The 16,873-nt window shown below is 58.2% G+C and carries 13 protein-coding genes; 8 read left to right on the forward strand and 5 right to left on the reverse strand.

The window, feature by feature from the left end; all coding sequences use genetic code 11:
* Window positions 1–82: 82 nt before the first annotated feature.
* Both RJT48_RS09535 and RJT48_RS09540 read right to left on the reverse strand, forming a co-directional pair.
* Entirely contained in the window at window positions 83–535 is a 453-nt protein-coding gene (locus RJT48_RS09535; protein WP_311172050.1) for a pyridoxamine 5'-phosphate oxidase family protein, read from the reverse strand.
* Window positions 536–932: 397 nt separating this feature from the next.
* Complete coding sequence (locus RJT48_RS09540) at window positions 933–1,367, reverse strand: universal stress protein (RefSeq protein WP_311172051.1); 435 nt, start codon at window positions 1,365–1,367, stop codon at window positions 933–935.
* Between the two features lie 278 nt (window positions 1,368–1,645).
* Here RJT48_RS09540 and RJT48_RS09545 point away from each other — a divergent pair, with 278 nt between their 5' ends.
* Entirely contained in the window at window positions 1,646–2,791 is a 1,146-nt protein-coding gene (locus tag RJT48_RS09545) for a pyridoxamine 5'-phosphate oxidase family protein (protein WP_311172052.1), read from the forward strand.
* Window positions 2,792–3,323: 532 nt separating this feature from the next.
* On the opposite strand, the gene RJT48_RS09550 is transcribed toward RJT48_RS09545, so the two are convergent.
* From RJT48_RS09550 to RJT48_RS09560, 3 genes are all read right to left on the reverse strand, one after another.
* Entirely contained in the window at window positions 3,324–4,091 is a 768-nt protein-coding gene (locus tag RJT48_RS09550) for an IclR family transcriptional regulator (protein ID WP_311172053.1), read from the reverse strand.
* Between the two features lie 192 nt (window positions 4,092–4,283).
* Window positions 4,284–5,420, reverse strand: coding sequence for a dipeptidase (locus tag RJT48_RS09555; protein ID WP_311172054.1), 1,137 nt, complete (start codon window positions 5,418–5,420; stop codon window positions 4,284–4,286).
* An 81-nt stretch (window positions 5,421–5,501) separates the two neighbouring features.
* A complete protein-coding gene (locus tag RJT48_RS09560; protein WP_311172055.1) occupies window positions 5,502–7,130 on the reverse strand; it encodes a BCCT family transporter in 1,629 nt (542 codons plus the stop codon).
* Between the two features lie 238 nt (window positions 7,131–7,368).
* Here RJT48_RS09560 and RJT48_RS09565 point away from each other — a divergent pair, with 238 nt between their 5' ends.
* The 7 genes from RJT48_RS09565 (at window position 7,369) to RJT48_RS09595 (ending at window position 16,776) form a co-directional block, all read left to right on the forward strand.
* Entirely contained in the window at window positions 7,369–8,529 is a 1,161-nt protein-coding gene (locus tag RJT48_RS09565; protein WP_311172056.1) for an iron-containing alcohol dehydrogenase, read from the forward strand.
* Between the two features lie 203 nt (window positions 8,530–8,732).
* Window positions 8,733–9,875, forward strand: coding sequence for a TAXI family TRAP transporter solute-binding subunit (locus RJT48_RS09570; protein ID WP_311172057.1), 1,143 nt, complete (start codon window positions 8,733–8,735; stop codon window positions 9,873–9,875).
* Window positions 9,876–9,947: 72 nt separating this feature from the next.
* Window positions 9,948–12,044, forward strand: coding sequence for a TRAP transporter permease (locus RJT48_RS09575; RefSeq protein ID WP_311172058.1), 2,097 nt, complete (start codon window positions 9,948–9,950; stop codon window positions 12,042–12,044).
* An 88-nt stretch (window positions 12,045–12,132) separates the two neighbouring features.
* A complete protein-coding gene (locus RJT48_RS09580; RefSeq protein ID WP_311172059.1) occupies window positions 12,133–12,528 on the forward strand; it encodes a universal stress protein in 396 nt (131 codons plus the stop codon).
* 79 nt (window positions 12,529–12,607) lie between these two features.
* The gene (locus RJT48_RS09585) at window positions 12,608–14,326 is read left to right on the forward strand and encodes a hypothetical protein (protein ID WP_311172060.1); all 1,719 of its coding nucleotides are present in this window, start codon (window positions 12,608–12,610) and stop codon (window positions 14,324–14,326) included.
* Window positions 14,326–15,276 (forward strand): hypothetical protein, encoded by a 951-nt coding sequence (locus RJT48_RS09590; protein ID WP_311172061.1) that lies wholly within the window; start codon window positions 14,326–14,328, stop codon window positions 15,274–15,276. Before RJT48_RS09585 ends, RJT48_RS09590 begins: the two co-directional genes overlap by 1 nt.
* A gap of 51 nt (window positions 15,277–15,327) precedes the next feature.
* Entirely contained in the window at window positions 15,328–16,776 is a 1,449-nt protein-coding gene (locus RJT48_RS09595) for an aldehyde dehydrogenase family protein (RefSeq protein WP_311172062.1), read from the forward strand.
* Window positions 16,777–16,873 lie beyond the last annotated feature (97 nt).

Raw genomic sequence — 16,873 nt, forward strand, 5'->3', positions numbered from 1 at the left:
CGTAGTGATTACTCTCGTCTCTTCGCGCCGAGCACCATCGACGGGGGTGGCACTCGGCGGGAACCAGTGAGAGTAACCATCATCAATCGATCCCGACAGCCCGGCCGGATTTTTCCTCGGCCTCGAGGACCCACACCTGTGGGTTGTCCTGTCGGTCGACGTCGACAAGCAGATCCGGCTTGAAGGCGTTTTCTGCGATCAGTTCACGGGCCTGTTCCCACTCTTCGGCGGTGATGCGGTCGAAGGAACCCGTGACGATCGCGCTCCGCCATCCCGATGCGGATTCCACGTCGAGGGCCAGGAGACTCACGGTTTCAGACTCATCGGCGAAAGTCATCTTTTTCCACTGCTCGGAATATCCGACGAACACGAAGTACAAGCGTTCGCTCCCGTCGTACCCGAACGACAGCGGGATACCGTACGGAACGCCGTCGGCCACCATCGAAAGGACGCCGTACCCGCGCTCTTCGAGGAACTGATCGATCTCCGATTCCGTCATCTGCTTGCCATACAGTGATTCGATTCCGGATGTCATAGTCCCTGATATGAAACACCGATATAAATGGTTTGATTCGTTTCCCAAACAGGAATAAATATGTGCCGAACAGCTATGATCAGAAGCTGAATTTGGACACTGGAAAACAATACCGGTGTTTTAGCTAGTGGGCTGGCTGTTTGAAATATTGCTGCATTCGTCGGGGAGGCCACTCCGTCGAGGACTCTTCTGCCCGCTCGTGGTGGCTTCCGAGAGCCATTTCCCTTCCGAAGACCCCGAGCTCTCCGAGCTACCAGCCTACTGTAGGGTTTGCAAGCTTTCACTCAGTGAACTATGGTAAGATGGGTCCCGTTCCGTTTCGACGCCTTCGGGGGTCGTCTACAGTATATTCCCCGAAACCCGATTTTGCACCGCCGTCCAGGCGGGTCGCTCCGGGCTACGGAACGAGCACAACAGGTGTCTTCCGTTCTTCGAGAATCTGTTCCGGGGTACTGCCGGTGAACATCGCATCGGCGAACGAATCCTCCTCGTACCCCATCACGACCGTCTCGATGTCCTCTTGGGCGACGATATCGAGAATCTCCTGTCTCAGGTCCGCCATCGATTCGAGGTCCTGTACGGAGTGCATCGAGATCTCCGCGTTCGCGCCCAGTTCATCGGCTATCTTCCGCATCTCGGCGACACCCATATTCTCCTCGAGATCGATCGTGTCGGCGGTCAGTTGGACGGCGATGATTTCGAGATCGTCGTGATCGCCGAAAATCTCCAGCGCATACCGTACGGCCCGCTCACTTGCGGGCGCGACGCCGAATGCGCTCTGTGGCACCTGGGTTTCCACCGGGACGATGTCGAACGGGATCAACAGTCGCATACACATATCTAGTACTCAATATCAAGTAAGTGTTACGTCGAGGGGACCACTCGTCGGGGACTGCTCGACCGGGACGGCTGGTAGATCAGTGTTTAGGTCCCAATCCAGCGGGGACGTTCGTGAGTATCTACCCGGATCGGTGGCTCTAGATGTAGCTGTGAAGCGCCCAATAATGATTACTCTCGTCTCTTCGCGCCGAGCGCCATCCCCGTTGGCGGCGCTCGGCGAGAGAAAGTGAGAGTAATCATTATAAGACACACCACCCGAAAGCCCGAACTATGACAGATGGTCAGCCGCGACAGCCCGCGCGCTCCGGGCCGACATTATATCTGGAATCGTCCGAAATCGACCTCTCGGAGGCGTTGTGTACGGAGGTCTTCGCGGATACCGACGAAAGCGAGTATAGAGTGGTTCAGGTGACAGCGACGCAGTCGTTCGAATCCGTTCGGGACGCGCTGGACGCACGACTCGAACAGATCAACGATCCGTCCGAGGCGGCGGTCATCATCACCACCCCCCAGGCGGAAGAAGACGCCGAAGTGACAGAGGTCGGCGATCAGACGCCGCTGTACGGATTCAGAGTGAGCCCGGACGATCTCACTGGGATCTCGATCGCGTTCTCCCAACTGATCGAAAAGTGGGAACAGGAGGAGGGCCAGGTGAAAATCTGTCTCCGGGATATCGAATCGTTGCTTCCGTACCACGAAACCGAACTCGTCTACCGATTTCTCAACACCGTGCTTGCGACGCTTCAGGGGGCTGGCGCCGACGTCCACGCCCACCTCCAGCCGGACGTCGCCGACGAACAGGCGCTCCAGTTGTTCCGGTCGCTGTTCGAGAGCGTCGTCGATCAGGACGCATCGACGTTGGAGACGGGATCGGCGTCAAAGTCAGATGCCAAACGAGAGCGGTCAGCCGGAACACCCGGGACAAAGGAGGGCGCGCCTAGCGAATCAACGGACCGAAAGTCGTCGAGCGGGAGCCTTTCGAGCGCGCGTATGTCGGCGGAGGAGATCGACGCATTTCTCGAACGTGAGGGCTACGGGACCCTCGCGTTCAGCGGCGAGCCACCGTATGCGGTCCCGATCTCGTACGGATACGACGCCGACAAGCGGGTCCTGTTTATGCATATGGCCGCCTTCGACGGGAGCGAGAAGCAATCACGACTGGAAGAGTCGATGGCGGTTTCGCTGGTCGTCTCCCGGTACGAACGGCCGGACAAATGGCGGAGCGTCATCGTCGATGGGTCGGTATCACGCCTCTCGAACGAGGAAATCCGTGATCGAGACGGACTCTCGGCGTTCGCCGAAAGCGAGATGGCCTCTGTCGATATCTTCACTCGTGATCTCGCAAATCTCGATTTCGACTGGTACGTTCTCGAACCCACGTCGATCAGCGGCCGGCGGAGCGTCGGATCGATGTAATCGTCCCCGGAAGCTTTCTTTTCAGTGAGCGAATGGTGGGGGAGTAGTTACGGCTACTGTCCAGAAATTCTATGAATTCATATATAAAAATAAAAATGAAGTAATAGCTTTGTAAGTCGTAGAATAAGAATAATACCAACAATAAACTCGTCGAATGATTATAATATACATAAATATCTTATAAATAAGAATTTCTGACCTGAAAAAATTATTTCCACAGTCGCATTGATATACAAAGCATATTATAGTAAGCACTTAATATACGAAAATTTATAATATTTCGTAAGCCGGTTCACGCTCGTAATCGGCGTGAGAATCGCTCGGGGGAGCCACCCAAACTTGCTCAATCGCTCGGGAGAGCCACCCAAACTTGCTCGACAGACACGTCAGGTAGAGGCCCGCAGGGGAAGGCCGACTTCAAAAATAACAAGCGTACATCTGTTTATTTGATCATCCTCCGAGGGATCCACACCCCGAAAGGAACGGAAGTTGCTACTGAACCAACCATTATGCAAATACCGAATTTGGTTTGTCACTGATACTCAAGCTTCAGTTCGATCGTATCGACGGCCTCCAGGATTTTTGTCGGAATCGATTCGGTGAACCGCTCACCGCTCAACCGATGTTTCGGACCAGCGATACCGACCGCTCCGCGGACCTCGTTGTCCCAGATGATCGGGCTGGCCACCGCGCGAACTTTCTCAGTCGTTTCGCCGTCGTTGGTCGCATACCCCTGGTCCCGGATCGATTCGAGTTCCTCGTCCAGCGTTTCCCGTTCGGTAATCGTGTTGTCGGTCCGCTCTGGGAGGCCGAAGGCGTCGATGATGTCGCCTACTCGTGACTCCGGCAGATGAGCGAGAATTGCCTTTCCGGCCGCGATGTCGTGCATCGTCGTTCGCCGCCCGACCCGCCCACGGGTACGCACGGCGTTTTCGCCGCTGCTTTTCATCAGGTACACCGCCCGGCCGTGTTCCTCGACCACTACCCATGCAACCTCCCCGGTGTCGTCGGAGAGCTGTTCGATAACCGGTTTCGCGGCCCGCGTCAGCGGCAGTTCACCCCGCACACGGATTCCGTGATCGAGAAACTTCAGGCTCAGCCGGTAGGTCGTTCCGTCTTTCACCACGTACTCGTGATCGAGAAGGGTCGCCAGATGACTGTGGACGGTGCTTTGAGCCATCTCTTGGCTCTCTGCGATCTCTTTCACCCCCGACCCACCGTTCTCGAGGAGGAATTCGACAATCCCGAATATCGTATCCGCCGTTTTCACGGATCGTTTGGGTGACTCGTCAAGGCCCATACTACCCTACAAGGCCTGTGGCGACTAATATGTTTGTAACTGGTTCACGCACGTACCCCCGAAAGCGGTCGGAAGGATTCGGTATCTGCATAACGGAACTGCTGGCTGTGGATCTGCTTTTCAACACGAGAGAACTGATCGGGCTACATCAGCGGCCAGTTGCAACAGACTCCCCCGTCAGGCCGTCCCGCGTTAGACCGCACGCTCCCAGTAGTTCAGGAAGTTCTCGCCCAGGATTCCCTCGACTTCGGCTGCCGAGAACCGCTCGCCGAGCTTCTGGGGGATAACCGGCCAGTCCTCGTAGGTCTCGAACTCGCCGATACCGCGCGCGATGGTTCGGCTTTCGACCTTTTCGCGGTCGAACCCGAGACCGATGATGAACTCCTTGTAGTAACTCAACAGCTCCTCGGGGAACTGCGAGTCCGCGGGGAAAAAGTCGGTTCCGATCCCGACGTTGTCGGGGCCGAGGATCGAACTCGCGTGTTCCAGGTGGTCCGCGAGGACGTCCAGTGTCGGGTTTTCGTCGCCCGGGGCGATGAACCACGGGAGACCGACGATCCCCATATATCCGTCCGCGTCGGCGAGTGCCTCGATCTCCTCGTCGGACTTCCCGCGGTAGTGGTCCGCAACTGCCTGACAGCCGGCGTGGGTGACAGCCACGGGATCGTCCGAGTATTCGATCGCATCGAGCGTTGTCTGCTTGCCACAGTGAGACAGGTCCACGATGCCGCCCAGTTCGTTGATTCGATCCACCGCCTCCCGGCCGAAGGAGGACAGCCCACCTTCGGAGGGATCGTTACACCCGGTCCCAAGCAGGTTCTGGTAGTTGTACGTGAGCTGGAAGATCCTGACGCCCTCGTTGTACAGGATGTCGATCGTCTCCAGAGAGCCGTCGATGGCGCCGCCGACGTTCTGGGTGTTCAGGATGATTCCCACCTCGTCCGTTTCTGCCACCTGCCGGACGTCTCGGGGAGAAGTGATCTTCCGGAGCCAATCTGCAGCAGTGAACCGTGACTGCCAGCGCGACAGGTCACGCCGCTGACCCACGTGTTCGGGGACGCCCCGCTCGTGGACCCACGGGGTGACGCTGATGACGTCGACTCCCGCAGTTTGGTAGACACGCTGGACGGCCTTCCGGAACTCCGCGTCCGTCTCGAACCGGCGGGCCTCGTGGTCCCAGATCCGCTCCCAGCACTCGTCTTTAGAGACGCCATCGGCGACCAGCCGTCTGATCTCCTCGTCGAGTTCCTCGCGGCCGCCGTACGCTCTGATGACCTGCTCCCACGGAGCGGAGGCTGCATAGTCGAAAACGGGCGCTCGATCGGACATATTCGGCACGAAACAGCGAACGGTATTAATGGTTCGGTTGTGAGTCCTTCGAGAAATCGAGAACCAGAAGCGGAGTGGCCGTCAGTCGTCGTCAGTCGGCACGGTGCTCTCGTCCGGTGTCACGCTCCGATCCGGTTTACTGAACCAGGAGAAGCCGGATTCGAACACCATCGCGTCGTGATCCTGGCCCAACCGCACGAGGAACAGTCCGAATGCGAGCAGACACACGATGGCGAACGGAGCCCCGGTGACGATGACCGACGTCCGCAGCGCGCTGGCGCCACCGAGGACGATGAGGATTGAGGCAATAACCCCCTGCAAGACGCCCCAGAACACGCGGTTGAGGCTCGATGGCTCCTCCTTCCCGCCCGTAGTCAGGAACGCGACCGCAAGCGTCGACGAGTCAGCGGAGGTTGCAAAGAAGGTGATAACCAGGATCAGGAAGATGGTTCCCCACAGATCTCCGAGCGCGAACGACTCGAAGAGCACGTAGCCGGCGACGCCGTCGCCGTACTCGCCGACCGCCCCGAGGATGTCGACGGCGCCGGCGTTCTGCAGCCACATCGACGTGCCGCCGACGACGGTGAACCAGATGAACGAAACGCTCGTCATCGTGATGAGCGCCGTGAAGAGCACCTCCCGGATGGTGCGGCCCTTCGAGATCCGTGCCAGGAACAGGCCCACGAACGGCGCCCACGCGATCCACCACGACCAGTAGAAGACCGTCCAGAAGGAGGTCCACGTGGCACCGCCCTCGGTGCCACTCCCGGTGAAGAGGCTCATCTGGCCGATGTTCTGCACGTACGTTCCGAGCGCTGCCACGCCGGTGTTCAGGACGTTAAGCGTCGGTCCGAGCACGAGGGCGACGATCAGGAGAACCACCATCATCGCGATGTTGAAGTCCGACAGCCGCCTGATACCCCGGTCCACGCCGGCGACGAGCGAGATGGTGAAGATCACCGTGATGCCGACGACTGCGATGATCGTCTCGACGTTGCCGAACTGGATCCCAGTCCGATACGTGACCCCGGCGAGCAACTGCTGGGCGATGAACCCGAGTCCGGTCGCGATACCACCCAGCGTCGCGACGACCGCCAGCGTGTCGACGGTCTTGCCGACGATACCGTCGAGGTTGTCCTCGCCGATGAGCGGCGCGAGCGCGGTCGAGGTCCGCATCGGCATCCCGTAGTTGTACACGTAGTATCCGACGGGAATGCCGATTGCGAGGTAGCCACCCCACGCGTGGACGCCGTAGTGGAAGATGCTGTACGCCAGCGCCGGCACCATCGCAGCTTGGGTGTTGGCTTCGATCCCACTGGAAAAGAGCGGCGGCACGCTGCTGTAGTGGGTGAGTGCTTCGACAGGTCCGAAGAACACGATCCCCGCCGAGAGGCCGGCCGAGAAGAACATCGCCACGTACGAGAAGTAACTGTACTCGGGTTGCCCCTCGCCCAGTTTGATACGTCCGTACTTGCTCATCATCAGGTAGATCCCGACGATCAGGAGGGCACTCATCGAACCGAGGTACATCCAGGCGAGGCCCTGCCCGAACACGTTGAAGGCGGTGCCCAACTGTGTACTCATCCAGTCTGTTCTGAACCCGGCCACGAGGACGAAGGCCAACGTTACCAACGCCCCGACCACGAAGGGGATCGGGTCGATCTCGTCGATGAATTCTCCGATGACTCCCGTTTCTGACGAACTTGACATGCTATGTCTACCAACCTTTTTCATACCTTTTGTCTCTTATATTTTTTGGTGAGGGATGCGGCCGGATACCGGACCTCGGTGAAGCTCCAGCGGTACTAACTGTCGTGTTTCGGTAATCGATTGCCGGGGGAAAGAACTGGAGTCTCAGGACTTCCTTCCGACAGTATATCAACTGGGGACGATCGGTTTTCACACCGATAAACTATTATCGTTCCACAACAGGGCTTCTCGTATCGCAATGAAAAACGAACATTTTGAGTTCGTCAGCGACGTCCCCGTCAGCTTTGGACAGAACAGGGCCGCAGAACTCGGCAGTCTTGTATCTCAAGAGGGATGTAGCCATCCAGTTATCATTACGGATCCGGCTCTCGAAGAGATGTCTGTCATTGCCCCAGTCTGCCAGGCACTTGAGGAGAGCAGTATTGAGTACAGTATCTACACCAACGTCGAACCCAACCCGAAGGCTCAAGATGTAGATGCTGGCGCTGAACGTGCTGTGGAGGAAGGATGGGATGGGATCGTCGCGGTTGGGGGAGGAAGTACCATTGACACTGCGAAAGGTATCGCAATAGTCGCAACCAATGCTGGAAGTATAACCGACTACCAGAGGAAGAGCGGTTCCTACCCGACACTCAGTTCCGATCCCCTGCCGTTATTTGCGGTCCCAACCACCGTAGGAACCGGGAGCGAAGTCACCACAGGTGCTTTGGTTACAGATGTTGACGCGGGCGAAAAGATCGTCGTCGGTGCCCAATCGTTTGCTCCCACCCGGGCTGTACTTGATCCCTGTCTGTTGGAGACGCTCCCACCGGATATCATCGCCTCGACGGGTATGGACTCGTTTACACAGGCAGTCGAATCATACATCGCACTTGATGCAAACCCGTTCACGGAAGCGCTTGCACTTGAAGCTATCAGGATCATCTCCAAGAACATTCGTCCGGCTGTCTCCGGGACGAATCTGGAAGCTCTTGGGGATATGCAAATAGCGACAACGCTGGGTGGTGTCGCCTTCAACGTCTCCGGATTAGGACTCGTTCACGGCATCTCCCACCAGGTCAGTGCGATGTACGATACTCCACACGGAATCACAAATGCTGTTCTTCTCCCTCACGTCCTCAAATTTAACCAGATAGCAGCGCCCGAAAAATACGCCCGTATGGCTAAAGTGATCGGTCTCCCCGTGGCTGATTTAACATCCAGACAGGCAGCGGCGAGGTTCCTGGATGAAGTTGATCGATTAGTTGCCGACCTCGGGATTCCGGACGGACTAAACGAACTCGGGGTTGAGATGGAGGCTCTACCAAAAATCGCAGGGATGGTGATGGAAACCGGTTCGACGAACGTTCGAGAGTATTCTGAGGACGATGTGATCGAGATTCTCGAATCTTCTTTCTGAATCGGGTTTCACCGCCATCTTGACGCTTAAATCACAGCGCTCGGAACCGTCGAATCCGATTGTTATCACAAATTACACAAAAGGGACGCGTCTGAAAAACGGTCTTACCGTCACGCGGATTCGCCCCCCGTATTCGTAAGGAAAGATCGTGAGATCAATAAATATATAAGGCATTGCTATTATCTCCCAGTGAGGAAGCCACTATGAAGGAAAGCGAACAGCCGTCAGAGTCGGAAAATGTCAGAAATAAGAAATTTGGCCGCCGGGACTTCTTGGCGAGCACGGCGGTCGCTGGTGCTATTGGGATAGCTGGTTGCGCTGGAGGAGGAGGTGGCAGTGATGGTGGCGACAGTGACGGTAGCAGCAGTGACGACAGTAGCGGCAGTGAGGAAACCGAGTCTGAGGTCGCCAGCGTCGAACTAGCGTCGGGTACTCAGGGGACGAACGCTTACGATAGTGGTCTCGGAATACTCAGAGCGGTTGAAGAACACAGCGACACGCTGGATTTGACGATCACCGAAGGCGGTGGGTACGTCAACCAGGCGTATTTATTCGATAGTGGTGAAATCAACGCAGTAGCTCTGAACAACAACACGATCGTTCAGGCGAGGGACGGAACCGGTCCGTTCGCAGATAAAGCCGTCGACATCGTTCCCGCACAGGGCCACTGGTTCCAGAGCTCTCACATCTACTTCCTGGCGAGGGAGGGCTCTGGAGTCGAATCACTCGCGGACATTGATGGGCACTCGGTGTATCCCCTTCAGCCGGGATGGGGCGCACGCGAACTTACCGAGACGATACTCGAAGATGCGGGTATCGCCGATAGAGCCGAGTACGTAAACCTCGATATCGGCGATATGCCGGGGGCATTAGAAGAGGGGAGAGTCGATGTCACCGCCATCACTGCTGCAAATATGATACAGTTGGGTGGCTGGGTACAGGAGATGGATGTTCGTAACGACCTCTATGCCGTCGAAACCACGGACAGCTACGCGCAGGCTATCAAAGACCACCCGGGGGCACGCCACATCGTGATGGAGCCTTACGGGTGGGAGCAGGACGTAACCGGAGTCACGAACGAGGTTGACACGATCGTCAACGACGCGCAGATGTTCTTCGGCGACGAAGTGAGTGCCACGGCGGTTCGTGAACTGACTCGAACTGCCTACGAACATCAGGACACGATCCGGGAGGCAGCAAAGCACTACCCGGAGATGGATGGTCCCGAAGAGTTGACTAAAGCGGTCATCGGAAATCACCCGGTCCACGAGGGTGCCGCGGAGTACTACAAAGAGCAGGAAATCTGGAACGACGACTGGACGGTTGGTAACGTCTACGAGGGTTAAGACCGCCCTCAGGTCGTCAGTACCGCCAATCGAGTAAACCGACGCGAACCTACAAAACGATTATACCGCTATATGTCGAACAAAATAAACTGGAATTCGATCGAGCCGAGAATATCATCGTTCATCACCGTCGCTGCCATCGTGCTCTGGGCGGTCGTTATTTATTACGCTTACACTCTGGAGATATCGAGACATGCCTACACCATCATTTTCCTCATATTTATTCTGCTGATCTACTCGGCTAACGAATTCATCAAAGACGTCAATCGAGGGAATCGGCTACAAGCCGCCCTCGTTTCGATCGCTACTGTCTTTTCAGTTATTCCGCTTGGGTACGTGTTTCTGAATTTCGAGGCCCTCCTCACGACCCGCGTCGGGTACGCGTTCACCCACGAATATGTACTCGCCTTCGCGTTCACCCTGGCAGTCATCTACTACACGTGGCGCTCGTTCGGGCGGGGTTTCCTATTCGTACTCCTATTCGCCATCTTTTACGGAATCTTCGGTCAGTACTTCCCGGGGGTTCTCGCTCATTCGGGTATCTCCCCAACCCGGATGATGTTGATTTTGGTCTTGGATATTGAGGGATTCCTCGGAGGGATCGTACGACTAGTGGCAGCGTGGGTCGCACTCTTCCTGCTGTACGCCGGGCTGATGAAAGAGTATGGCTTGTTTGATCTGTTGCTCAGAGCCGCTTCTAAATCACGAAATTACATCAGCTCTGGCGTTGCTCAGTCCGCCGTTCTCGGGAGCGTGGCTATTGGCTCGATTATGGGGAGCCAGACAGCAAACACCGGTATGACCGGTTCGTTTACCATCCCGATGATGCAGGAGAACGGGATGAAAGGAACGACCGCCGGAGGCATCGAATCCGTTGCTTCGACGTTGGGACAGATTTTGCCTCCGATTATGGGCGCCGCGGCGTTTATTATGCCCACACTGATCCCCGGCATCTCGTATTGGGACGTCGTCAGATCCGGGCTCGTTCCTGCGCTTATCGTACTCAGCTCGGTGATTCTGTCGGTACACTTCGCGGGTATCAGACAGCTTGAGTCGCACGTTATCGACGAACTTGTTCAAGGGAAACTTTCGACCCGACAAAAGCTGATTGAGATTGTCCGGTTTGGACTTCCATTTGCAGTGTTGCTCTGGGCCCTTGGAATTCGTCAGTACACCGTTATGACCTCTGCACTCTATGCGAGTGTTCTTATGCTGATCATCGGAACGTTTGCACCGGTTTTGGGCGTTGTCTATGAGATTGCCCTGGGGAAAGACCCCCAAATCGTTGATGTAGAAGAAAATCCGGATACGTCTGCGTCATACTCCGGCACCATTGCTGGTCTACTCTCGAAACGATTCAGCGCGATAACAGACCAAGTGCAGAAGAACAGACCGATATATACTGTTGTCTCTCAAACAAAAAAGAGCATTGCGGGAGCACGTGAGGGAGCGATCATTCTGGCCCCGATCGTAATTATCGTGGTTGCAATCAATGGGATTGTTGATATCCTGACCGTAACTGGTGTCCCGAATATCATCGCCCTACAGCTGTATCAGCTCTCGGGCGGGATCCTCTTCGTTGCAACAGTACTCTCGATCCTCATTTGTATTCTGCTGGGTCTTGGGATGCCAACGATCGCTTCGTATACACTCGTTGCGCTGCTGATTGCACCTGGGCTGATCTCACAGTTCAACGTCCCGGACTTAGCTGCTCATTTCTTGGTCTTCTACGGGGCAATTCTGGCAGGACTGACCCCACCAATTGCGACGTGTTGTGCAGTTGCGGCCGGTATTGCTCAAGCAAGTTTCCTCAAGACCTGTTATGAAGCGATCAAAATAGCTGCCCCGATCTTCGTCATTCCGATATCGTTCGTCTATTATCCAGTTCTGGTGAGTGGCGAATTCTCAGCCTCACTCCTAGTACCGCTCTTCCCTATCTTCGTCGGATCCTTAGCGATAGTGATCGGACTAAACGCTCCCTTCCGTTTCGGGAAGTACACTACGTACGGCGCACGCGGACTCTACACGACACTCGGAGGTGTACTCGTAGTATTCCCCGATCTTCGAGTTAAGTATCTAACAGTTACCGCTCTGCTTGTGATCTTGGCTGCAACGAAGCTTCTCGAAGAAGAGCCGCTCGGGAATATAAAGCAGACGTACTTCTCATAAGGAAGTTTATATTTTGTTCAGTAATTGTCGTGGCTACGATCTCTGACCGACAATAAATTTAAATATTAGGCTAAGGGACCGTGAGACGATGTACGAAGTACTCGTACCGGTCGATCAGGACGAAGAGCGAGCGAAACACCAGGCAGAATACGTGGCATCGCTTCCCGGTGCCGGAGACGAGGTGCGAGCGACGGTCCTGTACGTGACGCCGCGCGAGGAGTACTCGGACGGGCCACGCGACTTCGAGGAAGTCGATTCGGCGGTCGCCGCCGCCGACGAGTTGGAAGGGGCAGGCGTGGCCGTCGAACGCGCGGCGGCGGTCGGGACGGTCTCGCGGGAGATCATCGACCACGCCGACGAGATCGACGCCGACGAGATCGTGATGGGCGGCCGAAAGCGCTCGGGCGTCGCGAAGGTACTGGTCGGGAGCAGCACTCAGGACGTGATCTATTCCACCGAACGCCCCGTTGTCGTCACCGGCTAATCGTGGTGAAGCGGCGCGCGGGCCGCCTGCCACCAATACCCAAAGATTTTAATCTGGGGAGCGAGCACCTCCGTTATGAATGCCAGTGAATAGAGAAATGGATAGATTCGAGGCGGGACCGCTCCGGGACGCGACAGAACTGATGCAACCGGAGCGGCTCGCCTCCCTCAAGCAGACGCGGCTGAGTTTCGCGCGTCTCCTGATCGACAAGATGACGCGCGAAGAGTGGGAGATCGAGCGCGCCGAGGGCGGCTACGACGAGCACGGTGTCGGTCGTGCCGTGTATAGCATCGAAACGCCGGACCGCCGATTCTCGTTTTGTGTCTTCTCACACGAAGCCGGGGAGGGCGACCACACCGGCCGGATCGTCGCCGAGGACTGGGATATGTGGGGGTTCCTCTGTGAGGGAGAGCCGACAGAGGAGCTGATGGAGTCCCAGTACGAAGAGCTGCCGAAAGTCCGGGAGGGACGCGCGACGTCGGATATCCTCATCTGGGTGCGCGGCAACCGGAGTACCCGCGTTTTCGATCACGTCGTCGAGTCGCTTGCGGCCGGCCATCAGCCGGACATCGACCGGCTGGCGAAAGGCGGGTATCTCACGCGCTCGTCGGGGTACTACGGGAACGGACTCAACGGGACGAAGGAGTTCAAAGCGATGGACGACGACCATCCGCTGAGTGGGCCGTATATGGCGCAGATGCTCACGATCTGGATGCTCCGCATCTACGGCTTCGACGTCGCCGAGGAGATGGCGGCGTCTCGGAGTGCGGACGCGGCCTCACTGGATTACGAGATCAAGCGCTACCTCGGGACCGGCAACTCCTCCGGGATCGGCATCATCCACTACGTCATCAACCACCCCCAACTGATCCACACCTGGATTCGGGCCCGGGAAGTCGCCCTCGCCCGAGTGAAGACGATCGAACCGACGACAGACGAGATCCGTCAGTTCGAGAGCCTGCTCGCGGACGCGACGCGGTGGTTCCGGGAGGACGAAAGCGAGACCAAGGAGTTCTTCCAGTCGAAGGATCTGATCGCCGACGGACTGACCCGGATCGACGAACGACTCGCAGCCAGAGAGGAGGCCGCCGGTGAACCGACGCTCTGGGCCGACCTCTGTTCGTGGGCCGACGAGGCACTCGAGATGGAGACACAGGAGGTGTTGCACTCCCTGTTGCTCGACGTGTACCCGGAAGTCTCTCAGGGCCTGGAGAACACGCTGACGATCAAAGAGCAAAGTGATATTGTTCCCGGGATGACGCTCGACAGACTCGAGTCGCAGATCCTCTCGAGCTACCAGTGGGCCCTCGACATCGATCTGACCGAACCGGGCACCCAGCGGTACTTCTGGTATCGCTCCATCGACAGCGAGGAGCCGCGCCTCGGGATCAGGGGCGAACACGAGTACGAGGAGTACGGGTTGCCGGTCGACATCGCACGGCAGGTCCAGCGCCTCGAACTCGATCTGCAGGCGTTCGATGCGACCGATACAGTCGCGGAGTTCCTGCTTCAGCATCCGGAACACCGGAGCATCGTCGAACGCGTTCAGACCGTCCACAACCTCCCGTACGCGGAGGTCCGGGCGAACCCACTCGGCAGGGATTTCGTCCCGTTGTCCCTGATCTCGTGTCTCAAAGCGATCTGGGGAATCCAGAAGGCGCACCCCAAATCCGAGGGCTGGGTGCGTGGAACGTTCTTCCAGGGGGCGCCGCTCCCGGTCGATATCAAACACGGCGACGAATCGTACTGGCTGTATCCCGAGAAACCACAGCGAGCCGACACATGGAGGGAGAACTGATGCATCTGAGCATTCGAGAGGTGCTACAGCTCGCCGAACGGTGTTTCTACGTGGCGGGCTTCGACCAGGGCCCCGCCCGGGCGAACGCCGAAACGGTCTGGTGGATGGAAGCCTACCGGGGGACCGGGCTATCGACGCTCCACGGCCTGTTAGACGATCTCGACGAATTCGATCGATCGTGCCTGTCGATCGACGAGGACGGTGCCGAAATCTCCGTCGTCGACAGCGGCGCCCAGCCGAGTATCGTCTCGGCCAACCCCACTGTGGACCTGAGCTGTTCGCTGGCGGAACAGAACGGGCTCGGCATCGCGTGTACGAGCACCGCTGCCGGCGACGATACGCTGGATGCGCTCGGACACCAGGCTTACCGGGCAGGGAAGCGTGGATACGTGGCGCTGACACTGTACGCTGACGAGAAGGGATCGGGCACCATCCTCGGCGTTCCGGAGGAACCGTACCCAACCGTGGTCGAGAAAACACTCGACGAGCCGTCGGTGACCCAAACCGAGATCACGAAAATCGTCGACGCGGGGCTGCACCAGCGACGGCAGAGCCCGCTGGTTCAGTCGCTTCTGACCACCGCTGTCGACGAGCAACTCGCCGCCGAGGAACACCTGCTAACGATGCTCCTGCGGAGTTCGCTGGAAGCCTCCTCACGCTCCGAACTCGACGACGAATCCGGGTTCGTCACGATCTGTATCGATCCCGATCATCCGCGGTACGCTGGGGGGGCACAGAACACCGCCGAGGAGTTCCTCGAAACCCGCGAGACCGAGTTCACCGAGACGTTCCATCCGAGTACCGTCGGTCCCCGCGTCGAGAAACTGTTGAACGACGGCGTCGAAATCGAAGAGCCAGTGTGGCGCGATATCTTCGAGTACAGTAGCGACATCCTGGCTCCGGAGTTCGAGGGCTCCTATCGCGGCGCAGGGTTCGACATCAACGAGTAAGCGGCCGCGTCGAGGGACCGTTCGTAACTGCAGACAAACTACTGACATAAAATGACAGACACACAGTACCAGTACATCGACGGCGAGTGGACCGAGGGCGAGAGCGACGAGACGATGACGGTTCGTGATCCGGCGGCACCCGACGACCCCGTCATCTCGTTCCCGCAGGCGGACAGAAACCAGGCCAGATCGGCGGTTGAGGCCGCCGATGCCGCAAGCGACCAGTGGGCGGCGACCACCCCGGACGAGCGCGATACGATCCTCTACGACGTCGCCGACCGAATCGAGGACAACCTGGATGAACTCGCGGCGACGCTCACCCGCGAGGAGGGCAAACCGATCTCGTCGAGCCGCGCCGAAGTGTCCAGAGCCGCGGAGCTCTTCCGCTATATCGCCAGCTATGCCCGGACGGCGACCGGCGATACGGTGCCGTCGAGCGATCCCGAGACGTTCACCTACACGTTCCGGGAGCCGCTGGGTGTCGTCGCGCTCGTCACCCCGTGGAACTTCCCCATCGCGACACCGTCGTGGAAGCTCGCAACGGCGCTTGCGACCGGCAATACGGTGGTATTCAAGCCCTCCTCGGAGACTCCGATGATCGCAAAACGGCTGGTCGAACTGGTCGAAGCGGCCGGCTTGCCGGACGGCGTACTGAATCTGGTCGTCGGATCGGGATCGACCGTCGGTGACGAGGTCACGACCAACGAGCGCATCGACGGCATCTCCTTTACCGGCTCGACGGGGACCGGCCAGCACATCGCCGAGTCGGTGGCCGACCGCGGGATTCCGGTCCAGACCGAGATGGGCGGCAAGAACCCGCTCGTGGTGCTGCCCGACGCAGACATCGAGGCGGCCGCCGACGCTGCGACCGCCGGCGCGTTCGGGCTGACCGGCCAGGCCTGTACCGCGACGAGCCGTCTGATCGTTCACGAGGACGTCGCCGAGGAGGTGACCGAGGCAGTCGTCGACCGCGCGGAGTCGCTGTCGGTCGGCCCCGGGATGGACGATCCGGATATGGGCCCGGCAGTCTCTGCCGATCAGGACGAAACCAACTTCGAGTACGTCGACGTCGCCGCAGACGACGGCGCGACGCTCCTGACCGGCGGGGGTCGCCCGACGGGCCTCGATTCGGGCTACTTCATCGAGCCCACCGTCTTCGGCGACGTGGAATCCGAGATGCAGATCGCCCAAGAGGAGGTGTTCGGTCCCGTGCTTTCGGTGATGGAAGTCGGGGACTTCGCGGAAGCCGTCACCGTCGCCAACGACGTCGCCTTCGGGCTCTCGGCAAGCATCTTCACGTCGGATATGGCCGCTGCGCGGCAGTTCACAGAGCAGGTCGAGGTCGGCGTGATCAAAGTCAACGGGACGACGACCGGATCACAGATCCAGATGCCCTTCGGCGGGATGAAGGCGTCCTCGTCGGAACGACAGAAAGAGATGGGGCAGCGCGCCTACGAGTTCTACACCCACGAGAAGGTGGTGTACCGAACAGATCCGTGAACCCGGTCGACTGACACTGTCGTCCCGAAGTCCGTTGCCGTACTGAAGGAACTGCCCGACCGAAATGAACGCTACTCCGGCGATGCCGCCGACCAAC

The organism is Halobellus ordinarius, from assembly GCF_031823395.1.
In the GTDB taxonomy this organism is placed as follows: domain Archaea; phylum Halobacteriota; class Halobacteria; order Halobacteriales; family Haloferacaceae; genus Haloquadratum; species Haloquadratum ordinarius.

Excerpts from the sequence above, each read along its gene's own strand:
- RJT48_RS09555 (WP_311172054.1), bottom strand. The coding sequence starts at position 5,420 with ATGTCCGATCGAGCGCCCGTTTTCGACTATGCAGCCTCCGCTCCGTGG.
- RJT48_RS09570 (WP_311172057.1), top strand. The coding sequence starts at position 8,733 with ATGAAGGAAAGCGAACAGCCGTCAGAGTCGGAAAATGTCAGAAATAAG.
- RJT48_RS09580 (WP_311172059.1), top strand. The coding sequence starts at position 12,133 with ATGTACGAAGTACTCGTACCGGTCGATCAGGACGAAGAGCGAGCGAAA.
- RJT48_RS09535 (WP_311172050.1), bottom strand. The coding sequence starts at position 535 with ATGACATCCGGAATCGAATCACTGTATGGCAAGCAGATGACGGAATCG.
- RJT48_RS09545 (WP_311172052.1), top strand. The coding sequence starts at position 1,646 with ATGACAGATGGTCAGCCGCGACAGCCCGCGCGCTCCGGGCCGACATTA.
- RJT48_RS09550 (WP_311172053.1), bottom strand. The coding sequence starts at position 4,091 with ATGGGCCTTGACGAGTCACCCAAACGATCCGTGAAAACGGCGGATACG.
- RJT48_RS09595 (WP_311172062.1), top strand. The coding sequence starts at position 15,328 with ATGACAGACACACAGTACCAGTACATCGACGGCGAGTGGACCGAGGGC.
- RJT48_RS09590 (WP_311172061.1), top strand. The coding sequence starts at position 14,326 with ATGCATCTGAGCATTCGAGAGGTGCTACAGCTCGCCGAACGGTGTTTC.
- RJT48_RS09585 (WP_311172060.1), top strand. The coding sequence starts at position 12,608 with ATGCCAGTGAATAGAGAAATGGATAGATTCGAGGCGGGACCGCTCCGG.
- RJT48_RS09540 (WP_311172051.1), bottom strand. The coding sequence starts at position 1,367 with ATGCGACTGTTGATCCCGTTCGACATCGTCCCGGTGGAAACCCAGGTG.
- RJT48_RS09560 (WP_311172055.1), bottom strand. The coding sequence starts at position 7,130 with ATGTCAAGTTCGTCAGAAACGGGAGTCATCGGAGAATTCATCGACGAG.
- RJT48_RS09575 (WP_311172058.1), top strand. The coding sequence starts at position 9,948 with ATGTCGAACAAAATAAACTGGAATTCGATCGAGCCGAGAATATCATCG.
- RJT48_RS09565 (WP_311172056.1), top strand. The coding sequence starts at position 7,369 with ATGAAAAACGAACATTTTGAGTTCGTCAGCGACGTCCCCGTCAGCTTT.